The organism is Noviherbaspirillum sp. L7-7A, assembly GCF_019052805.1.
Classification (GTDB): domain Bacteria; phylum Pseudomonadota; class Gammaproteobacteria; order Burkholderiales; family Burkholderiaceae_D; genus Noviherbaspirillum_A.
The window spans coordinates 660,037-679,480 of sequence record NZ_JAHQRJ010000002.1 but is presented as its reverse complement, the minus strand read 5'-3'; the positions used below and the strand labels follow the sequence as shown (position 1 = coordinate 679,480).

General features: G+C 66.7%; 17 protein-coding genes. 3 read left to right on the top strand and 14 right to left on the bottom strand.

Annotation, left to right across the window (positions count from 1 at the left end):
* Window positions 1-181 precede the first annotated feature (181 nt).
* Window positions 182-1,402, top strand: coding sequence for an MFS transporter (locus tag KTQ42_RS21420; RefSeq protein ID WP_217347612.1), 1,221 nt, complete (start codon window positions 182-184; stop codon window positions 1,400-1,402).
* 45 nt (window positions 1,403-1,447) lie between these two features.
* Here the strand turns inward: KTQ42_RS21420 and KTQ42_RS21415 are convergent, their stop codons facing one another.
* From KTQ42_RS21415 to acnA, 6 genes are all read right to left on the bottom strand, one after another.
* Window positions 1,448-2,947, bottom strand: a complete 1,500-nt coding sequence (locus KTQ42_RS21415; RefSeq protein WP_217347611.1) for a tripartite tricarboxylate transporter permease — start codon at window positions 2,945-2,947, stop codon at window positions 1,448-1,450.
* Between the two features lie 10 nt (window positions 2,948-2,957).
* Window positions 2,958-3,455 carry a tripartite tricarboxylate transporter TctB family protein gene (locus KTQ42_RS21410; RefSeq protein ID WP_217347610.1) on the bottom strand — a complete coding sequence of 166 codons (498 nt, stop codon included), beginning with the start codon at window positions 3,453-3,455 and terminating at the stop codon, window positions 2,958-2,960.
* On the bottom strand, window positions 3,452-4,432 hold the full coding sequence (locus tag KTQ42_RS21405) for a tripartite tricarboxylate transporter substrate binding protein (RefSeq protein WP_217347609.1): 981 nt from the start codon (window positions 4,430-4,432) through the stop codon (window positions 3,452-3,454). Before KTQ42_RS21405 ends, KTQ42_RS21410 begins: the two co-directional genes overlap by 4 nt.
* Window positions 4,433-4,635: 203 nt before the next feature.
* Complete coding sequence (locus KTQ42_RS21400) at window positions 4,636-5,391, bottom strand: ABC transporter substrate-binding protein (protein WP_217347608.1); 756 nt, start codon at window positions 5,389-5,391, stop codon at window positions 4,636-4,638.
* A gap of 25 nt (window positions 5,392-5,416) precedes the next feature.
* Window positions 5,417-6,316, bottom strand: a complete 900-nt coding sequence (locus KTQ42_RS21395) for a GntR family transcriptional regulator (protein ID WP_217347607.1) — start codon at window positions 6,314-6,316, stop codon at window positions 5,417-5,419.
* 31 nt (window positions 6,317-6,347) lie between these two features.
* The gene (gene acnA / locus KTQ42_RS21390; protein ID WP_217347606.1) at window positions 6,348-8,972 is read right to left on the bottom strand and encodes an aconitate hydratase AcnA; all 2,625 of its coding nucleotides are present in this window, start codon (window positions 8,970-8,972) and stop codon (window positions 6,348-6,350) included.
* Window positions 8,973-9,221: 249 nt separating this feature from the next.
* Here acnA and KTQ42_RS21385 point away from each other — a divergent pair, with 249 nt between their 5' ends.
* Window positions 9,222-9,524, top strand: coding sequence for a DUF4148 domain-containing protein (locus tag KTQ42_RS21385; RefSeq protein WP_217347605.1), 303 nt, complete (start codon window positions 9,222-9,224; stop codon window positions 9,522-9,524).
* A 304-nt stretch (window positions 9,525-9,828) separates the two neighbouring features.
* Here the strand turns inward: KTQ42_RS21385 and KTQ42_RS21380 are convergent, their stop codons facing one another.
* The 4 genes from KTQ42_RS21380 to KTQ42_RS21365 all read right to left on the bottom strand — a co-directional run bounded on the left by KTQ42_RS21380 (window position 9,829) and on the right by KTQ42_RS21365 (window position 12,086).
* Entirely contained in the window at window positions 9,829-10,005 is a 177-nt protein-coding gene (locus tag KTQ42_RS21380) for a hypothetical protein (protein WP_217347604.1), read from the bottom strand.
* Window positions 10,006-10,170: 165 nt separating this feature from the next.
* Window positions 10,171-10,407 (bottom strand): type II toxin-antitoxin system ParD family antitoxin, encoded by a 237-nt coding sequence (locus tag KTQ42_RS21375; protein WP_217347603.1) that lies wholly within the window; start codon window positions 10,405-10,407, stop codon window positions 10,171-10,173.
* Between the two features lie 439 nt (window positions 10,408-10,846).
* Window positions 10,847-11,269: an EamA family transporter gene (locus tag KTQ42_RS21370; protein ID WP_217347602.1), complete on the bottom strand. Its 423-nt coding sequence runs from the start codon at window positions 11,267-11,269 to the stop codon at window positions 10,847-10,849.
* A gap of 76 nt (window positions 11,270-11,345) precedes the next feature.
* Window positions 11,346-12,086: a hypothetical protein gene (locus KTQ42_RS21365; protein WP_217347601.1), complete on the bottom strand. Its 741-nt coding sequence runs from the start codon at window positions 12,084-12,086 to the stop codon at window positions 11,346-11,348.
* A gap of 312 nt (window positions 12,087-12,398) precedes the next feature.
* On the opposite strand from KTQ42_RS21365, the gene KTQ42_RS21360 reads away from it, so the two are divergent.
* Window positions 12,399-13,634, top strand: a complete 1,236-nt coding sequence (locus KTQ42_RS21360) for a M20/M25/M40 family metallo-hydrolase (protein WP_349292183.1) — start codon at window positions 12,399-12,401, stop codon at window positions 13,632-13,634.
* A 30-nt stretch (window positions 13,635-13,664) separates the two neighbouring features.
* On the opposite strand, the gene KTQ42_RS21355 is transcribed toward KTQ42_RS21360, so the two are convergent.
* The 4 genes from KTQ42_RS21355 to KTQ42_RS21340 are packed head-to-tail and all read right to left on the bottom strand — an operon-like array spanning window position 13,665 to window position 19,403.
* On the bottom strand, window positions 13,665-14,912 hold the full coding sequence (locus KTQ42_RS21355) for a TolC family protein (RefSeq protein WP_217347600.1): 1,248 nt from the start codon (window positions 14,910-14,912) through the stop codon (window positions 13,665-13,667).
* Window positions 14,909-15,223: a DUF3240 family protein gene (locus KTQ42_RS21350; RefSeq protein ID WP_217347599.1), complete on the bottom strand. Its 315-nt coding sequence runs from the start codon at window positions 15,221-15,223 to the stop codon at window positions 14,909-14,911. The genes KTQ42_RS21355 and KTQ42_RS21350 overlap by 4 nt, the downstream gene beginning before the upstream one ends.
* Window positions 15,220-18,288 carry a CusA/CzcA family heavy metal efflux RND transporter gene (locus tag KTQ42_RS21345; RefSeq protein ID WP_217347598.1) on the bottom strand — a complete coding sequence of 1,023 codons (3,069 nt, stop codon included), beginning with the start codon at window positions 18,286-18,288 and terminating at the stop codon, window positions 15,220-15,222. Before KTQ42_RS21345 ends, KTQ42_RS21350 begins: the two co-directional genes overlap by 4 nt.
* Window positions 18,288-19,403, bottom strand: a complete 1,116-nt coding sequence (locus KTQ42_RS21340; protein WP_217347597.1) for an efflux RND transporter periplasmic adaptor subunit — start codon at window positions 19,401-19,403, stop codon at window positions 18,288-18,290. The genes KTQ42_RS21345 and KTQ42_RS21340 overlap by 1 nt, the downstream gene beginning before the upstream one ends.
* Window positions 19,404-19,444: the final 41 nt, after the last annotated feature.

Genomic DNA, 19,444 nt, shown 5'->3' with positions numbered 1-19,444 from the left:
AAGGCCGGCCGCCACGCTGCGGCAGGCCAGACGACCGTTTCCGGTCAACAGGCTGGCCGGCGAAATCCGGATAATGAACGACTTCTGTACCGTCCGGACGCCTTGAAAGCCATTGCATGTTGCCTGTCGTTCTCCATCGACGCCCGCGGCCCGCGCGGCTTGCGCCACAACGGCGGGCCGGATGATCAATACCTTCCGCTCGCTGGCCGGCTACAACTACCGGGTATGGACCGCCGGCGCGCTGGTGTCCAATGTCGGCACCTGGATGCAGCGCACCGCCCAGGACTGGCTGGTGCTGACTGAACTGACCGATAACAGCGCCACTGCGGTGGGCATCGTGATGTCGCTGCAGTTCGGGCCGTCGCTGCTGCTGTTGCCCCTGACCGGCTATGTGGCCGACCGCTACGACCGCCGCAAGGTATTGCTGGCTACCCAGTGCGCAATGGCCCTGCTGGCGCTTGGCCTGGGCCTGCTGACGCTGTCGGGCGTGGCGCAGCTGTGGCAGGTCTACCTGTTCGCCTTCCTGCTCGGCTGCGTCAGCGCCTTCGATGCGCCGGCGCGCCAGACCTTCGTCTCCGAGCTGGTGGGCGAGCAGCACCTGACCAATGCAGTCGCGCTCAACTCCACCTCCTTCAACGCCGCCCGCATGATAGGCCCGGCGGTGGCCGGCCTGCTGATCGCGTCTGTGGGCACCGGCTGGGTATTCCTGATCAATGCACTGTCCTATATCGCGGTGCTGGGTTCGCTGGCCATGCTGCGGGTGGCCGAGCTGCACCGGCGCGGCCGGGCGCCGCGCGCGGAAGGCGGGCTGCTGGCGGGCCTGCGCTATGTGTGGGACCGGCCCGACCTGAAGACCGTGCTGTTCATGCTGTTCCTGCTGGGGACCTTCGGCCTAAATTTCCCAATCTTCATCTCGACCATGGCGGTCGGCGCCTACCATGCCGGCGCCGGCCATTACGGCGTGCTCAGTTCGGCGATGGCAGTGGGATCAGTGGCCGGCGCGCTGTTTACCGCGTCGCGCGCCCAGCCGCATATTGCGCGGCTGGTCAATTCCTCGGCGCTGTTCGGCCTGGGCTGCGCGCTGGCCGCGCTGATGCCAAGCTACCAGACCTTCGGCGCGATGCTGGTGCTAGTGGGGATTTCTGCACAGACCTTCACCACCTCGACCAACAGCGTGGTGCAGCTGTCGACCGAGCCGGCCATGCGTGGCCGGGTGATGGCGATTTTGCTGGCGATCCTGATGGGTGCCACACCGCTGGGCGCGCCGGCGGTGGGCTGGGTGGCCGACACCTTCGGACCGCGCTGGGCGCTGGGCGTGGGTGCGGCATCCGGCATTGCTTCGGCCATCGTCGGCCTGCTGTACCGGCGCCGGGCACGTGCGGCCAGGGCGGCCGCGCAGTGAATGGCGGGCCCTGGCAGGGCCCGCCGCAGTGAAGGCAGCGCGGTGCTACTCGTCGCTGCCCCTGAAGCGTCGCAGGCCCTTGAACAGCAGCGGCGCCAGCAGGGCCACCACCGCAATGGCTAGCAGGCTGGCCGACACCGGGTGCTTGAAGAACACCAGGTAGTCGCCCAGGCTGACCTGCAGCGCCCGGCGGAACTGGCTTTCTGCCATCGGCCCGAGGATCAGCCCAACAATCATCGGCGCCACCGGATAGTCCCAGCAGCGCATCAGGTAGCCGGCCACGCCGAACACCACCAGCATCGTCAGTTCCACCACCGAGGGATTGGCGGCAAGCGTGCCCATCGCGGCAAACACCAGGATGCCGGCATACAACCAGGCCTGCGGAATGGCCAGCAGCTTGACCCACAGGCCTACCAGCGGCAGGTTCAGCACCAAGAGCATCAGGTTGCCCACCAGGAAGCTGGCGATCAGGCCCCAGACCATCTCGGGGTTGGTGGTGAAGAGCAGCGGTCCGGGCACCAGGCCGTACTGCTGGAAGCCGGCCAGCATCATGGCAGCGGTGGCCGATGTCGGCAGGCCCAGCGCCAGCAGCGGTACCAGGGTGCCGGTGGCCGACGCATTGTTGGCCGCTTCCGGGCCGGCCACGCCTTCGATGGCGCCGCGGCCGAACTGCTCCGGGTTTTTGGTCAGCCTGCGCTCAAGGGTATAGGACAAGAGCGTCGGCACTTCGGCGCCGCCGGCGGGCAGCGCGCCGATCGGAAAGCCCAGCGCCGTGCCGCGCAGCCAGGCTTTCCAGGAAGCATTCCAGTCTGCCTTCGTCATCCACAGCGAACCGCTGACCGGTTCCACCCGCTCAGTCACGTTCTTGAAGCGGGAAGCGACATACAACGCCTCGCCCATCGCAAATAAACCAACTGCCAACGTGGTGATCGAAATGCCGTCCATCAGCGCCGGCACGCCAAAGGCCAGGCGCGCCTGGCCGGTCAGCTTGTCGATACCAATCAGGCCCAGGAACAGGCCCAGCGCCAGGCTTGTCAGGCCGCGCAGCACCGAGCTGCCGAAGGTGGCTGACACGGTGACAAATGCCACCACCATCAGCGCGAAATAGTCCCACGGGCCGAATTGCACGGCCAGGTCGACGATGGTGGGCGCCAGAAGCGCCAGCAGGAAAGTGGCAATGGTGCCGGCGACGAAGGAGCCGATGGCCGCGGTGGCCAGCGCCGGGCCGGCGCGACCGGACAGCGCCATCTTGTAGCCTTCGATCGCAGTAGCGATCGAGGCCGCCTCGCCCGGCGTGTTGATCAGGATGGCGGTGGTGGAGCTGCCATACATGCCGCCAAAGTAAATGCCGGCGAACATGATGATCGAGCCGGTCGGGTCGAGCTTGAAGGTCACCGGTAGCAGCAGCGCCACCGTCAGCGACGGGCTGATGCCGGGCAGGATGCCGACCAGGGTGCCGAGCAAGACGCCAATGCCGGCGAAGAGCAGGTTGCCCGGCTGCAGCGCAATCCAGATGCCGTCGGCCAGGAGTGAAAGCGATTCCATGTTATCTCCCTTATCCCAGCAGCCGCTCTAGCGGGCCCATCGGCAGCGACAGCCCGAGCGCCTTGGTGAAGAACAGGTACACCACCGTGCTCAGCACCAGGCCATAGACCGGCCCGAGCGACCTGAGCGAGCGGCCGAAGCCGCAGGCGGTGAAGGCGAACAGGATGGCGGACGAGATGATGAAACCGGCGCCAAACGACAGCGTGACGATCTGCAGCACCAGCCCGGCGAACACCCACGCGAGCGAGCCCGGATTGACCTTGTCTTCCGGGTCCTGCGCCTGACGCAGTCCGGCCAGGCGCAGCGCCTGCACCAGATGCGCCACGCCCAGGCCGGCCAGCAGCAGTGCGATCAGCTTCATCGCCGCCGACGGACCGACATTCGGCCCCATGCCGGACGCCACGCCAAAGGAATCGAACAGGGTCAGCCCGGCCAGGCCGAGTAGGATCACGCCGACCACCAGGGGTGCCCGTCCGGCGGGCACTGAACCATCCTTGCCGGTGGTCATTTCACCAGGCCGATCGAGGTTAGGATGTCCTTCACGCGGGCCTGGTCGGCCTTCATGAAGGTGGCGAACTGGTCAGCCGGCAGATAGGCATCGTCCCAGCCGCGCGCCTTCAGGATCTTGGCCCACTCGGGCGACTTCGCGGTCTTCTCGACCGCGGCCGACAGCGCATTGCGCTGCTCGGGCGTGATGCCGGGCGCCGCTACGATGCCGCGCCAGTTGACCAGTTCCACATCCAGGCCCTGCTCCTTGAGCGTGGGCACTTCCACGCCGGGAATGCGCTTGCCGGAGGCAATGGCCAGCGCGCGCAGCTTGCCCGACTTGATCATGCTTTCGAATTCGCCGTAGCCGGACACGCCGGCGGCCACACGTCCGCCCAGCATCTCGGCCAGCGCCTCGCCGCCGCCCGAGAACGGCACATAGTTGAGCTTGCTGGCGTCGCCGCCGGCGGCCTTGGCCACCAGGCCGGCCAGGATATGGTCGGCGCCGCCGGCCGAACCGCCGGCCCAGACCACCTTGGAGGTGTCGGCCTTGATGGCCGCGGCCAGGTCCTTGATGCTCTTGTGCGGCGAATTCGCCGGCACCACCACCACCAGCGGGTCGGCGGTCAGGCGTGCGATTGGGGAGACGCTATCCAGGCTCACCGGCGACTTGTTGGTCAGCACCGCGCCCAACATGGTGATGCCCATCACCATCATCTGGTTGCCGTCGCCCTTGGCGCCGTTGGCGAACTGTGCCAGGCCCACGGTGCCGCCGGCGCCGGGCACATTGACCACCTGCACGCTCTTGGCGGCGCCGGCCGCGACCATGGCCTGCTGCAACGAGCGCGAGGCGCCATCCCAGCCGCCGCCCGGTGCGGCCGGCGCGATGATTTTCAGTTCCATCGGCGCCTGCGCCATCACCGGCGCGGCGGCGGCGAACGCGGCGGCGATTGCCACGGCGCGACCGGCACGGGCAAACATGTTATTGGCCTTATACATGCAACATCTCCTCTTGAAAGCACCGTGTTTTTTGCGGTGCGGATTTCTGGTTATGAACAGTCCGGGCACGGGGCGCGGACCGACAGCATTGCCTGCTGGGCTGCCCTGCATCTAGGACAAACGAAGGCAATCAGCATAGCGTATGGCTGGCTTGCCAGCCGTTAAAGGAACGTGATCCACTAAAACACTAGTGGCACCCTGTTTTATTTTTGCAACATCTCTCCGTCAGCACCGGCCGGCGCCACCGACGCGCCCTGTATACCATGCCGCTGCAGCGACGCCGCCACGAAGCCGCTGGCCTTCCTCTGCTCGACGAAGGCGCGCAGGAATTCCGCCGCCTCGGCGCCGCGGCTCTTGGGCAGGCCCATGGCTTGGCGGATCACCATGAAGCACTGGTCCAGCAGCCGCAGGCCGCTGGCTTTTTCGGCATCGGCCTGCAACTGCTGTTTAACGCCAGCGGCGACTTCGGCGCCCTCGCGCAGGAAGGTCTCGACCACGGTCGGCGAAGTAGGCGCGCGCAGGATCTGCGCATGGGCCAGGGTGCGGCTCAGGTACAGGTCATAGGCGCTGCCCTTGCCGACCACCACCCGGTGGCCGGCGCGGTCGACTTCCGCGTTGGTGCGCAGCGGGGAATCGTCCTTTACCAGGTAATAGCCCTCGATCAGCACATAGGGCGCGGTGAACGCGATCTCGGCACCGCGCAGCGGGTCGATGGCGAAGAAGCCGATGTCGGCTTCTTCCGCGGCCACCGCCTGCACTGACTTGCCGGCGGCGTCGAACACCACCAACTCCAGTTCCACGCCCAGGGTGGTGGCCAGCTCCCTGGCCAGGTCGACCGAGACGCCGCCGGGCTGGCCGCTGACATCGGTATTGGCGAGGATGGGATTGCCCAGGTTGATTGAGGCGCGCAGCTTGCCGGTGGGCGTGAAGGCGGCGAGGATGGCGGGAGTCAGGTGCATAGACAATGGCCTCTTGGTCGAAAGTTCAGGGTTGAAGGATGTTCTCGATGCGCGACAGCGACTGCATCGTATGGTCCAGGTGCTCGCGCAGGAAGGCCGCCGCCTCGGCATTGCGCTGCTGTTCCAGCAGGTCCAGCAGATGCAAGTGCTGGCGGCAATGCTCGGTATAGCGGTCGCGCTGGCGCATCGAGCGGTAGGAGAGCAGCCGGCGCACCCGGTTGACGCGCCGGATGGCATCGATGAAGAAGGCATTGCCGGAGGCTTCGACCAGGCTTTCATGAAAGCGCACGCCGCGGTCGTGCAGTGCGTCGGCGCTGGCCGTCATGATGCCGCCGTCGAGCAGCTGGTGCTCGGTGGCGCGGCATTGCGCCAGCACCGCGGCGTCCAGGCAGTAGCCGGGTTCCAGCAACGCGGCCGGTTCCAGGGCCTGCCGCAGCCGGTAAGACTGCAGCAGGCTGTCGGGCGTGGTCAGCATCGAGGAAAACGTCCAGCCATAGCCGGGCTTGCGTTCCGCCCAGCCTTCGCTGGCGATGCGGCCCAGCACCGCATTGAGCTGGACGGCGGTCAGGCCGTAGCGCTTGCGCATCATCTGCTCGGAAAATTCCTGCGGCAACGCGCCCTTGAGCAGGTCGTCGGCAATCTGGAAGTAGCTGCTGGTGACGACATCCGCTTCATCCAGGCCGAGCTTGCCGACCACCTCGGCCAGCACTTCCTCGGTCAGGGACCGGGCAAGGAAATAGCCGCGGTTGCGCTCCCGCGTCAGCACGCCCTGCTCGGCCAGCGCGGCCAGCGACGCATTGACCGGCTGGCGCGATACCCGCAGCCGGTCGGCCAACATCTGGGCCGGCAGATGGGTGCCCACCGTCCAGGCATGCTGCCGGGCCAGTTCGACGATCTGGCGCGAGATGGCGGCTTCGGCGCTCATGCGCAGAAAACCTTGGTCAGTTGCACCGGCGTCATGGCCTGGCCCCGGCGGCGATCGCCTGCCGCAGGATGGTAGGGATCACGCCGCCATTTTCCAGCAGCGCGCATTCCAGCCGGGTCTCGATGGCGGCCTGCGCCCCGAACGCCTGCACGCTGCCGTCGGCGCGGTGCAGTTTTACCGGGACCGTGCAGCGCGGCTGTAGCGTACCGGCCCGGGCATCGATTTCCAACCGGTCGCCGGGTTGCAGCTGCAGCGCGTCGGGATGCATGCCGGCCGGCAGCCGCAGCGGCAGGATGCCCATGCCGATCAGGTTGGAACGGTGGATGCGCTCGAAGCTCAGCGCCAGCACCGAGCGCACGCCGAGCAGGCGCTGGCCCTTGGCCGCCCAGTCGCGGGAAGAGCCGGTGCCGTAACGCTCGCCGGCCAGCAGCACCACCGCGTCGCCGGCATCGCGGTAACGCTGCGCCACCTCGAAAATCGGTGCGACCGCGCCGCTGGGCACATGCAGCGTATGGCCGACCGGTGCGGCCGGACATAGCAGGTTGCGCAGGCTCCTGCTGTAGAAGGCTGCGCGCAGCATCACTTCCCAGTTGCCGCGGCGCGAGGCGAACACATTGAGGTCGTCGCGGTCGTCGCCGCGCGCCACCAGGAAGTCGGCGATGAAGCTGTCCTTCGGAATCGCGCTGGCCGGCGAGATATGGTCGGTGGTCACGTCGTCGCCCAGCACCAGCAGCGGATAAGCGAGGTAATGGCCGAGCTGGCTGCCCTCGCTGGCCGCCGCGAACGGCGGACGGCGCAGCGCGGTGGAGCCGGCGTCCCAGGCAAATTGCGGCGAGCGCGGCGCTTCCAGGCCATGCCAGACCGGGTTCAGGCTGGCGTAGGCAAAGGCGCGTCGGAAGTCCTGCGGTGCCACCCCACGGCGCACATGCAGATCGATCTCCTCTGGCTTGGGCCACAGGTCGCGCAGATACACCGCCCTGCCGTCGGGCGTAACCTGCAGCGGTTCGCGGCTCAGGTCGATATCGGCGCGGCCGGCCAGCGCGAAGGCAATCACCAGCGGCGGCGACATCAGAAAGCCCAGTTCGAGATCGGGATGGATGCGGCCCGGGAAATTGCGGTTGCCCGACAGGACGGCCACCGGCCTGATCTGCCGCTGCGACAGAGCTTGCTGCACCGGCCCGGTCAGCGGGCCGGAATTGCCGATGCAAGTGGTGCAGCCATAGCCGACGATGTCAAAGCCCACCGCAGCCAAGTCGTCCAGCACGCTGGCCCGCGCCAGATAGTCAGCGGCGGCCGGCGAGCCGGGGCCGAGCGAGGTCTTGACCCATGCCGGCGTGCGCAGGCCCAAGGCGCGCGCATGCCGCGCCAGCAGGCCGGCGGCGATCAGCAGGCCGGGGTCGGAGGTGTTGGTGCAGCTGGTAATGGCTGCAATCGCCACCGGATAGGCCGGCAGGTCGTGGCCGCCGGCGGGCGCTTCCCCGCTGGCGGCCAGCGCACGGCCGGTGTCGGCATAGGCCAGCAGGTCCTGCGGGCGGCGCGGGCCGGCCACGTGCATGCCGACCGCACCGAGGTCAATCTCCAGCACCCGGGTATAACGCGGCGCGGCAGCCGGGTCGAACCAGAGGCCGTTGCGGCGGGCATAGGCCTCGACGAGCGCCACGCTGCCGGCTTCGCGGCCGGTGGCGCGCAGGTAGTCCAGGGTGTGACCGTCGATCGGGAAGTAAGCGGTGCTGGCGCCGTATTCCGGCGTCATGTTGGCCACCACGCTGCGGGCGCCGGCATCCAGCGTAGCGACGCCGGACCCGAAGAATTCGACGAATTCGCCGGACACGTTAATCCCGCGCAGCCGCTGCGTCACCGTCAGGGCGAGATCGGTGGCAAGCACGCCGGCCTGCAGCCGCCCGCTCAGACGCACGCCAATCACATCAGGAATGCGCAGCATGGTCGGCATGCCGAACATCACCGTCTGCGCCTCCAGGCCGCCGACGCCCCAGCCCAGCACGCCAATGCCGTTGATCATCGGCGTATGGCTGTCGGTGCCGATCAGGGTATCGGGCACCAGCCATTGCCGGCCATCGCGCTGCTGCACCGCGACCACGGTGGCAAGCTGCTCCAGGTTGATCGTGTGCATGATGCCGGTGCCGGGCGGATGGATGCGCACGCCCTGCATCACCGTCGAGGCCCATTTCAGGAAACGGTAGCGCTCGCCGTTGCGGCGCATTTCCAGCTGCAGGTTACGTTCGGCTGCATCACGCTGCGCAAAGAATTCCACCGCCAGCGAATGGTCGACCGAGATATCCACCGGCAGGCCGGGATTGAGCCGGGACGGGTCGCCACCGGCCTCGGCCAACGCGTCGCGCATGGCAGCGATATCGACCAGGGCCGGCGTGCTGGTGGTGTCGTGCATCAGCAGGCGCGACGGCTGAAAGGCAATCTCGGCCTCGCTGCTGCCGGTGTCCAGCCAGGCGAACATTGCCTGCACGGCGTTTTCCCGCTCAGTGCCGTCGGTATGGCGCACCAAGTTCTCCAGCAGGATCCGCAGCACGACCGGCAGGCTGGCATAGCGCTCGCCAAACAATACCGGCAGGTCCGCCATCAGATAGGAGGCGCCGTCGTGGCTGAGAGTGGCGGGCGGGAATGAGCTCAATTTTTCCATGCCACATTTTTGCATAAGTACGCATAAAAATGCAATCCAATCCGACCGATACTGCTAGATTATTCGCGAATATGGAATTCTGAATTGTCGGTAACGCTGTTTATTGCAACCAGAGGGATAAGTACACTGTGTCCATCGATGAACGCACCAGCCGGTGCGGTTCACCGAAGCAGGACCCGACGGGCAGACTTGACTCCTGAATGCCTTGACCGCCGTGCCCGCTTCCTCAACCTTCATTTGGAGAACACCATGAACGTCAAGAACCTTATCACCGCCGTTGCCGTCTTCGCCGCCGCCGGTTCGGCCTTTGCCCAGCAGACCGAATTCGTTGCCCCGGACGCCGGCTTCCAGTCCCGCGCCACCCGCGCCGAAGTGCGCCAGGACCTAGCCCAGGCCGCCTCGGAAGGCGCGATTGCCCAGCGCCAGCATGACGGCCAGGACACGGTCTACGCTTCCAGCAGCCGCAGCCGCCAGGACGTGCGCGCCGAAGCTATCCGTGCCGCGTCCATCCGCCATTACGGCGATGTGAACGACACCTACTTCGGCGGCTAAGCAGTATCGACTTCGAAGCAGCACCCGGCTGCGCCCTGCAGGGCGGCCGGCCTAGAACAGCAAAAGCCGGCGCATGCCGGCTTTTGCTTGATAAAGTCACGCGACGGTCCTTCGACTTTTTGCTGGCTTCCTTATCTTCAAGCACGGCAAGCTCCTGAAGACCTGGCGCTTCAAGGAGGAGCTAGAACTCTGTCATTCGCGTCATTGGAAGCGCCGCATCGCGGCCCTGCTGTTGTTTTGCCGCCCAGCCTCGCTTATGACCGGTCCGCCAATCCCCGGACTCCCCAGAGGCCCCTGGCAGGCTCTAACCGCCGTTTTCATCCGCCGCACCAGGTGAGTCGGGGTCGCGCAGACGGTTCAGGACATTCATTCTGGCGTGCAGGATCTGCCACACTTCAATGTAATCTTCCCACTCCACATAGAAGACCAGATCGGCATAGCGGCCCAGCTTTCGGTGGCGCAGACCAGGCAGGTCAAGCACCCTGGCGTAGCGGACGTGCCGCTGCTAGGATAGGCGCCAACGGACTTGCTCAGCCTACTTAGCGCGGCAACCATGCCGGAAGCAGTTCTTTCCTCGCCCTTGTCTACCAGGCGGTCCAATTCGCCTTCAAAAAACGCTGGGCGGCAATGCGCAGGAAGACCGGCTTCAAGCGCGGCGGGCCAGACGTTCGCGGATACGTTCCTGCAGGTGGTTGGCATAAGTGTCCGTGATGTCGCTGCCTGTCGGTGAAGCAGCACCTTCGAGCAATATGGCCCGCAACTGCGTCCTGGCCTGGTCCCTGCGGATAAGCTCGCGCAAGTATTCACTGCTACCGGTGTAATGATGATTTGCCACCTGGGCCTCGATGAAGTCTTTCAAATCGTCGGGCAGGGATATGTTCATTGTCGCCATGGTTGTGTTCGCTTACAGGGTCGGGGCATGCTACGTGCAAATAAGATGAATGGTAGGGTTTGCCATTTCTCAAACCATGAAAGGTTGCCCGTACCGACAAACGGCCAGGCTTGCATCATTGCCATGTCAGCCGCGATTTCATACAGTCAACCAACATCAGTTCCTTCGCCTCCCGGGATTTGCCAGGCTTGGTAGGCGAGATCGTCACGCCTGCGCTGATGCATCGGTCAGCACCTGTCAGGCAATGGCACTGGCGTCGTTGCCAATATTGCACTCTTCCAAACCTGCAGTGGCAGCTTGGCTAAACCCGGTTGCAGAGCCAATCACGCATTTGCCGCAGACCCGCTTTCCTCTCCCTCGAAAATTGCCTGGCAAGGAAGAATAGCCGAAGGGTGGTTTGCCCTTCAGCAGACACACCGGGCAGTCCGGCTCATCCGCGCGCAATCACCAGCAGGCCCGCCACGATGAGCCCCGCGCCCAGCAGTTTGGCCAGCGTGACGGTCTCATGCAGCACCCAGAACGACAGCAGCAGCGCGATCACCACGCTGCCCTTGTCGATCAGGGCCACGGTGGAGACGTCGCCCAGCTTGATTGCCTTGTAATAGAAGATCCAGGAACCGGCCGTGGTCACCGCCGACACCGCAAGCCAGAATACGTTTCTGGCGTTGAGCGACTGCAGCTCAGTGGCAGGCACGACGGCGCCGGCAAACAAGAGCACGAACACGAAGACAAAGCAGGTACGCACCGCCAGGCCCAGGTCGCCGGAGATGCCCGACAGCCCAAGCTTGGCGATCACGGACGTGAAGCCGGCGAAGGCCATCGAGATGAATGCATAGATGAGCCATCGATCCATTTGCTGTTTTCCTTCCGGTTGGGATTGGCGTTGAACATCCGGCGCAGCGCATTGCACTGTCGCCGCCGAACGCAGGCTAGTAAGTCAGTCCGAGCGAAAAGCGATTCTGGCTCACGCTGCCGAAGTTTGCATAAGGATCATGGGCAATCCGGACGAAGTAATGCCGGTGGGTATAGGTGATGGTCAGCCCATGGCCACGCACCAGCATGCCATCGTCCGCCAGGCCGCGCTTGTAGGTGCCGTCCAGTGAAAGCCGGTCAGTATCGGTCAGGTTCAGATGGGCATAGAGATGGGTGACGCGCTGCCCGGTGCCCAGCCGGTCGTCGCGGATCTGGTAAAGGGCCAGGTCGGTGTGAGGCAGGATGCCGGTGCCGGCGCCCAGCGTGCCGGCATCATTTGGATCGAAATTGAGGTTGTAGTAATTGTGCAGATTGGTACGGCCCAGTCCGGCGATCAGGTAGAACGGATCGCCAAGCTGCAGTGTGGCCGAGCCGCCGACAAAGCCGCCGCTGGCCGCCTGGGCCGACCACACCACATGGCCGTGCTGGAAATACTGGGTGTATTCATAGCCGGAGCGGAGCTGTCGCTGGCCTTCGCGAGCCAAGTACTGGCCCGCCCACAGCGAATGCGAGCCGCTATTGGCGCGCAGGTTCAGGTCCCAGGCATAGTTGCCGTCGGCGGACTGATACCAGGAGGGCGTGAACTTGATGGCCAGATCGTTGCCGTCGGCGCACCAGGCCGGCGTCGCAATGCAGGGCGACAGGCAGGCAGCAAGGCACAGGCTGGCCATGCGGGAAATGAGTGGTGCGGCATTCATCGATGTGGCAAAGAAAAAAGCGGCATCTTAGCCTGTATCGCCGCAGCCGGCCGAAACGCCCTGCTAGCGATCGGCCCTACTATTATTCACCGCAGTGATATTGAATATTGGAAATAGAAATTTCCGGCTTGGTTCCCTCGCCGGTATAGTTACACCTGTCTCCTCCACCCTCCCAAAGGATGGATTTACCCGCTCCTCGTGAGCGGGTTTTTTTTGCCTGCCGCATCCGCATTCCTTGTCCTGGCCAGGTGGACAAACGACGCCATTGGCTAGAATGACGGCTCCTCAAACAATTCAGGAGACGACGTGCGCATCAAGATTCTTCCCGCCCTGCTGGCAATAGCCCTGTCAGCTGCCGTTCATGCCGGCGTCCATGCTGCCGAAGCGAATCAGCCGCTACTGCAGGCAGCCCGACAGGCCGAGCCGGCAGTGATCGGGAGCCTGAAGGACATGGTCATGATCGAATCCGGCAGCAGCGACGCGGCCGGGCTGGCCAAAATGGCTGACTATACCGAAGCCAGGTTAAAGGCGCTGGGCGCGGCCACCGAGCGGCGGCGCGGCAGCACTGGGCCGGGCAGCATCGTCATCGGCACCTTCAGCGGCAGCGGCAGCAAGCGCCTGATGCTAATGGCGCACATGGATACGGTGTACCCGGCCGGCACGTTGGCGACTCAGCCGTACAAGGTGGAAGGCCGTCGCATCTATGGCCCCGGCATCGCCGACGACAAGGGCGGCATCGCCGTCATCCTGCATGCGCTGCAGCTCCTGAAGGACGCCGGCTGGCGCGACTACGGCAAGCTCACCGTGCTGTTCAATGCTGACGAAGAGATCGGCTCCATCGGCTCGGGCGAACTGATTGCCGCGCTGGGCGCGGAGCATGACTATGTGTTGTCGGCCGAGCCGACGCAGGTCGGCAAGGAAGGCATCCTGCTCGGTGCTTCCGGCACCGGCACCGTCACGCTGCAGGTGCAGGGCCGCTCCTCGCATGCGGGCGCGGCGCCGGAGGAGGGGCGCAATGCCCTGATCGAGCTGTCGCACCAACTGGTGCAGACGCGCGACGTGGCAAAGTCGGTGCCGGGCACCCAACTCAACTGGACCATGTCGCAGGCGGGCAAGGTGCGCAATCAGATTCCGGAATCGGCGATGGCCACCGGCGACATGCGGCTGACAGTGCCGGACGGCTTCGAGAAGCTGGAAGCGGCGCTGAAGGACAAGGTGCAGAACCGGCTGGTGCCGGACACCCAGACCACCGTCAGCATCGAGCGCGGCCGGCCGCCCTTCGTTGCCAGCGCTACCGCGCGCGAGGTGGCGAAGAAGGCGCAGGACATTTATGCCGAAATGGACCGCAAGCTGGTCCTGACCGACATGACCGGTGGCGCCACCGATGCCGGCTTCGCTTCCCGGTCGGGCAAGGCGGTGGTGCTGGAAAGCTTCGGCCTGGCCGGCGCCGGCTACCATGCGCGCGATGAATACATCGACGCCGACACCATCGTGCCGCGGCTGTACATGATGGCGCGCATGCTGCAGGAAGTCGGCCGCGGGCAATAAGCGGCTGGAGTACCTGCACGCCGGCTGGCTTCAGTCAGCGTGCAGGCTCCAGATCGCATGCATGTCCAGGAGCAGCCTGGCCTGCGCTTCCAGCGCATCGATCTGCGCCTGCTCAGCGGCCGACAGCGCTTCCAGCGCCTGCCGCCTTGCCAACAGGGTGTCCGACAGCGGCGACTCGCCCAGTTCATAGGCACGCGCCACCAGCGTGGCATTGCTGGCGGACTGACGGCCGATGTCGGCCAGCTGGCGCCACAGCGCCTGCGTGCCATTGGCGCGCAAGGCGGCGGCCAGCGCGTCGGCTTCCACCTTCAGCCGCACCGCGCGGGCATTCTCCAGCGCGACATCGGCCCGGCCCAGGCTGGCCAGTACCTGTTCCCGGCGCGCCTGTCCCGGAATCGGAATCGATACCGTGACCGAGAACAGCCGCTCCTGATGGTCGCGCTCCTGCGCATAACGCAGCCCCAGCGTCGGGTCCGGCGTGCGTTCCAGCGCGGCCCGCTCGGCGCTGACCCGGCCAAGCGCGGCCTCCGCATCGGCCAGCTCGATTTCATGGTTGTCTTCCAGGATCTTCTGCCGCCACAGGACCACGTCGCCGGGCGGCGGCACCGGCTCCGGCAGGCTGCCCGACAGTGCCGGCTGCAGCCCCGCATAGCTCACCGCCAGGCCAGCGGCCAACAGGTCGCGCCGCTGCGCCGCCTGCAGAAAGGCCGCCTCGACGCGGTGGCGCTCGGTATCGGCCAGCATCATTTCCATGCGCGGCGCGTCGCCCGCCGCCACCCTTCTGCGCACGATGTCGGCCTGCTGGCCCAGCAGCGCCGCCTGCTGCTGCAGCCGCTGCGCCGCCTGCGCCTCGCGCACCCATTCGAACCAGCGCCGCAGCAGGGTGCGTGCGGCCTCATGCCAGGCGTCGGCCAGCCGCGCTTCGGAGATCGACACGCCCTGGCGGCCCAGCTCGGCATCCTTGTCGGCCTTGCCCATCCAGCGCAGCGGCCGTTCCAGCGCCACCTCGTTCTCGCGATAACGCGGCCCGCTGGCTTCATTGCGCCGCTGGGCGCTGGCCCTGACCGACCATTCATAGGACCCTGCCGTAAGCCGGCGGCTGTTGGCCTGTTCCACCACGATGCCGGCCTGCGCGGCCGTCACCTGCGGCTGGCGTTCCAGCAGCCGCGTCACCAGGTCCGGCGGCGGCAACAGCGGCGGATAGGCCGCGCCAGCTAAGCCGTCGGCCAGCGCCGGCATGGCGGAACAGAGCGCAATGCAGAACAAAACCGTTTTCATCCTGACCTTCCATAAGCGGTGAGCGGCACGGTCCACCAGGACAGGGCGGGCGTCGGAAACTGATGCCGCACGCTGGCAAGCAGCACATCGACCTGCTGTGCCTGCATCGGCATGGTGACCAGCGCCATGCGGGCCCGGCCGCGCACCTTTTCCATTGCGGTGACGAGGTGTGCGCCCTTCCCCATGCCATCCTGATGCGACACCATCAGACTGTCGGCCCATTCCGGATGCGCGGCCAGGTGCTCCAGCAGCGCATCCTCGATGCTGGCCGGGACCACCAGCGTGAGCAGGCAATCGCAGGGCGCCGTCATGCTATCCTCCCGCGTCCGAAGCGCCTGAACAATAGCGGCAGCAGCACCAGGGTGAGCAGCGTTGAACTGAGCAGCCCGCCTATCACCACGATGGCCAGCGGCCGCTGGATTTCCGAGCCGGGACCGGTGGCCAGCAGCAGCGGAATCAGGCCAAAGCCGGTAATGCTGGCGGTCATCAGCACCGGCCGCAGCCGGCGCCGGGCGCCCTCGGTGATGACCGCCACCGTGTCCATGCCGCGCGCGGCGAGCTGGTTGAAATAGCTGATCATCACCAGGCCGTTGAGCACCGCGATGCCCATCAGCGCGATGAAGCCGACTGAGGCCGGCACCGACAGGTATTCGCCGGTCACGGCCAGCGCAATCACGCCGCCGATCATGGCAAACGGAATGTTGACGAACACCAGGGCGGCCTGTCGCAGCGAGCCGAAAGTGGTAAACAGCAGCAGGAAGATCAGCGCCAGCGCCACCGGCACGACCACCATCAGCCGGCCGGCGGCGCGCTGCTGGTTCTCGAACTGGCCTCCCCAGCTAACCCGGTAGCCGGTCGGCAGCTGTACCTGGCGCGCCACCGCCGCCTGCGCCTCGGTCACGAAGCCGACCAAGTCGCGCCCCTGCACATTGGCCCGCACCACCACCATGCGCGCACCGTTCTCGCGCTCCACTCGCACCGGTCCGTCCACCGTCTTCAGACGCGCCAGGTAGGGCAGCGGCACCGCCTGGCCGCCGGCCAGCGGCAGCCGCAAATTCTGGAACAGCTCGGGTGACATGCGCAGCGCCTGCTCACCGCGCACCATCAGCGGCAGCCGGCGCCCTTCCTCGACCACGATGCCGGCCTGGCGCCCTTCCACCAGCGCCCGCAAGTCGTTCTGCATCTGGTCCACGGTCAGGCCGAAACGGCCGGCCGCCATGCGGTCGATGTCCACCTGCAGGTACTGCAGGCCGGTGTTGCTGACCGTGAGCACGTCCTGGCTGCCGGGGATCGCTTCGAGCAGCGTCACCACCTGCGCCGCCAGCCGGTTCAGCTGCGCCAGGTCGGCGCCATAGATCTTCACCGCCAGGTCGCCGCGCACGCCCGACAGCATTTCCGAGGTGCGCATCTCGATCGGCTGGGTGAAGCTGAAATTGATGCCGGCAAAGCCTGCCACGGCTTCCCGCAGCTGCTCCAGCAGCACTTCCTTGTCGGGGCTGCGCCACTGGCTGCGCGGCTTGAGCACGAGGAAGGTGTCGGTCTCGTTCAGGCCCATCGGGTCCAGGCCCAGCTCGTCGGCGCCGGCTCTAGCGACGATGCTGCTGACCTCGGGCACGGTGGCCAGCACCTGGCGCTGCACCGCAAGGTCGATCTCGGCCGTCGCCGCCAGGTTGATCGACGGCGCTTTCTCCACCTGCATGATGATGTCGCCCTCGTCCAGGGTCGGCATGAAGGACTTGCCGAGCAGGCCGAACAGCAGCGCCGCGCCGGCCAGGCCGGCCAGCGCCAGGCCATAGACCAGGCGCTCGCAGCCCAGCGCCCATGCCAGTACCGGCGCATAGGCCTGTTCCAGCCAGCGCACCAGCCGCGGCTGGGCATGGCTGCCGTCGCGCAGGAAAAACGAGCTCAGTACCGGGATCACCGTCAGCGACAGCAGCAGCGAGGCCGACAGCGCGAACACGATGGTCAGCGCTACCGGCGCAAACAGCTTGCCTTCCAGGCCCTGCAGCGTCATCAGCGGCAGGAACACCATCATGATCACCAGCATGCCGGCTGCCACCGGCGCGGCCACCTCGCGGGCGGCGCGGTAGACCAGGTGCAGCCGCTCGCGCGGCGCGCCATTCGCCGGTTCCGCCATGTGCGCCTCAATGTTTTCCACCACCACCACCGCCGCGTCGACCAGCATGCCGATCGCAATGGCCAGCCCGCCCAGCGACATCAGGTTGGCCGAGAGTCTGAAATAATGCATCAGCACGAAGGTGGCCAGCGCCGACAGCGGCAGGATGGTGGCCACCACCAATGCCGCCCGCAGATTGCCCAGAAAGAGGAACAGCAGCACCATCACCAGCACCACCGCTTCGGCCAGCGCCTTGGCCACCGTATTGACCGCCCGGTCGACCAGTGCACCGCGGTCATAGAAGGGCCGGATGGTCGCGCCGGCCGGCAGGTTCCTCTCGATCTCGGCGATCTTGTTACGCACCTGCGCCACCACCTCGCGCGCGTTGGCGCCGCGCAGGCCCAGCACCAGGCCTTCCACCGCTTCCTGCTTGCCGTCGATGGTGACGACGCCGTAGCGGGTCAGGCTGCCCACGCGGACGGTCGCCACATCGGCCACCCGCACCGGCACGCCGCCGCGCTCGGCAATGGCCAGCGCCTTCACGTCCTCCGGCGTGCGTATGCTGCCTTCGGCCCGCACCACCAGCGCTTCCTCATGTTCCGACAGGCGGCCGGCGCCGTCGTTGCGGTTGTTCGACTCCAGCGTGGCCTGCAGCTGCGCCAGCGACAGGCCGCGCGCGGCCAGCGCGGCGATGTCGGGTACCACCTCGAAGCTCTTGACCATGCCGCCCAGCGCATTCATGTCGGCCACGCCGGGAATGGCGCGCAACTGCGGCCGCACCACCCAGTCGAGCAGGGTGCGCTTCTGCTCCAGCGACAGGTCGCCTTCGATGGTGAACATGAACATCTCGCCCAGCGGCGTGGTGATTGGCGCCAGGCCGCCGGCGGCGCCGGGCGGCAGGTCGCGCATTGCATTGCCCAGCCGCTCGGCCACCTGCTGGCGTGCCCAGTAGATGTCGGCGCTGTCCTCGAAGTCGAGCGTGATGTCGGCAATGGCGTACTTGGACTGCGAGCGCAGTAGCCGCTGGCCCGGTATGCCCAGCAGTTCCTGCTCGATCGGCGCGGTGATGCGGGTTTCCACTTCCTCCGGCGTCATGCCGGGCGCCTTCATGATGATCTTGACCTGGGTGGAGGAGACATCCGGATAGGCATCGATCGGCAGCACCCGCAGCGCCATCACGCCGGCGCCGACCAGCATCACGGTCAGCACCATCACCAGCAGACGCTGCGACAAGGCCAGGGCAAGCAGGCGGTCCAGCATCACTTCCCCTCGCCCTGGCCGCCCAGCCCCATCCACATGCCCTTCAGGGCCACCATGCCCTGCACCGCGACCTCGCTGCCGGGCTTGAGCCCGGCGCGCACCAAGCTGCGCTCGTCGCCGCGCGAGAGCACCATGACCCGAACCGGCCGCACGCCGTCGGCTTCGCGCAGCATCAGGTAGTCGCCGGCATCCAGGCGCAGCAGCGCCGCGCTGGGCACGGCCAGGCCGCCGCGCACGCCGCGGGTGCGCACGACGGCATCGATGTACTGGTTGGGCCGCAGGCATTGCGCGGCCTGCGGCAGTTCGGCGCGCACCAGCACTGCCTGGCTGGCCGCATTCATCTGCGGACTGAGGGCGCTGATCTTGCCGGGGCGCGGGCAGCCTTCAACCTCGACTGCGTCGCCCGGGCGGATGCGGTCGGCCTGGCCCCGCGTGGCCTGCAGTTCCAGCGCCAGCTCGCCGGCCCGGGCCAGCCTTGCCAGCGGCGCGCCGGCCTCGACCTGCTGGCCAGGCATCGCCAGCAATTCCAGCACGATGCCGGCCTGCCGGGCCGCCACCGGCATGGTGGCCGACAGCGCCTGCTTCGATGCCAGCGCCCGCAGTCCGGCCTCGTTCATGCCGGCTAGGCGCAGCAGCTGCGCCCGCTCCTGCGCCGCCACCCGCGCCTGCACCTGGGCATTGCGGGCATCCTGCAGCCGGCTCAGCGCAATGATGCCTTCGCGGTGCAGCGTCTCGTCGCGCGCCAGCTTGTCGGCGGCCAGACGCTCCTGGGTGGCCAGCTGCACGTATTCACGCTGCCATTCCAGGAACTGCGGGCTGAACAGCCGCGCCAGGACGGCGCCGGCGGCGACGGCCTGCATCGGCGCCGCCGCCACCTCCTGCACCACGCCGGCGGCCGGCGCGCTGACCACTTCCAGCGCCTGCACCGGAAACACCACACTGCCGGCCAGGCGCATCGCCTCGCCGTCGGCGCCGGCTTCTTCGACGCGGCCATAGGCAATGCCGGCGGCGCTGGCCTGCGCGGGGCTGAGCTTGATCAGCGGCGCATCCTGTGCCGGCGCGGCCGCGGTGAAGAGGCAAAGACAGAGCAGGGCCAGCGTTAGGCGTGGGGTCATGGGTAACAGCGGCGGAAAAGGCGTTGATGGTCGGGTCGGGT

Bases quoted from the DNA above. Each gene is read 5' to 3' on its own strand.
- KTQ42_RS21345 (WP_217347598.1), bottom strand. From the start codon at position 18,288: ATGCTGGACCGCCTGCTTGCCCTGGCCTTGTCGCAGCGTCTGCTGGTG.
- KTQ42_RS21355 (WP_217347600.1), bottom strand. From the start codon at position 14,912: ATGAAAACGGTTTTGTTCTGCATTGCGCTCTGTTCCGCCATGCCGGCG.
- KTQ42_RS21395 (WP_217347607.1), bottom strand. From the start codon at position 6,316: ATGAGCGCCGAAGCCGCCATCTCGCGCCAGATCGTCGAACTGGCCCGG.
- KTQ42_RS21385 (WP_217347605.1), top strand. From the start codon at position 9,222: ATGAACGTCAAGAACCTTATCACCGCCGTTGCCGTCTTCGCCGCCGCC.
- acnA (WP_217347606.1), bottom strand. From the start codon at position 8,972: ATGGAAAAATTGAGCTCATTCCCGCCCGCCACTCTCAGCCACGACGGC.
- KTQ42_RS21340 (WP_217347597.1), bottom strand. From the start codon at position 19,403: ATGACCCCACGCCTAACGCTGGCCCTGCTCTGTCTTTGCCTCTTCACC.
- KTQ42_RS21420 (WP_217347612.1), top strand. From the start codon at position 182: ATGATCAATACCTTCCGCTCGCTGGCCGGCTACAACTACCGGGTATGG.
- KTQ42_RS21350 (WP_217347599.1), bottom strand. From the start codon at position 15,223: ATGACGGCGCCCTGCGATTGCCTGCTCACGCTGGTGGTCCCGGCCAGC.
- KTQ42_RS21415 (WP_217347611.1), bottom strand. From the start codon at position 2,947: ATGGAATCGCTTTCACTCCTGGCCGACGGCATCTGGATTGCGCTGCAG.
- KTQ42_RS21405 (WP_217347609.1), bottom strand. From the start codon at position 4,432: ATGTATAAGGCCAATAACATGTTTGCCCGTGCCGGTCGCGCCGTGGCA.
- KTQ42_RS21375 (WP_217347603.1), bottom strand. From the start codon at position 10,407: ATGAACATATCCCTGCCCGACGATTTGAAAGACTTCATCGAGGCCCAG.
- KTQ42_RS21365 (WP_217347601.1), bottom strand. From the start codon at position 12,086: ATGAATGCCGCACCACTCATTTCCCGCATGGCCAGCCTGTGCCTTGCT.
- KTQ42_RS21370 (WP_217347602.1), bottom strand. From the start codon at position 11,269: ATGGATCGATGGCTCATCTATGCATTCATCTCGATGGCCTTCGCCGGC.
- KTQ42_RS21410 (WP_217347610.1), bottom strand. From the start codon at position 3,455: ATGACCACCGGCAAGGATGGTTCAGTGCCCGCCGGACGGGCACCCCTG.
- KTQ42_RS21400 (WP_217347608.1), bottom strand. From the start codon at position 5,391: ATGCACCTGACTCCCGCCATCCTCGCCGCCTTCACGCCCACCGGCAAG.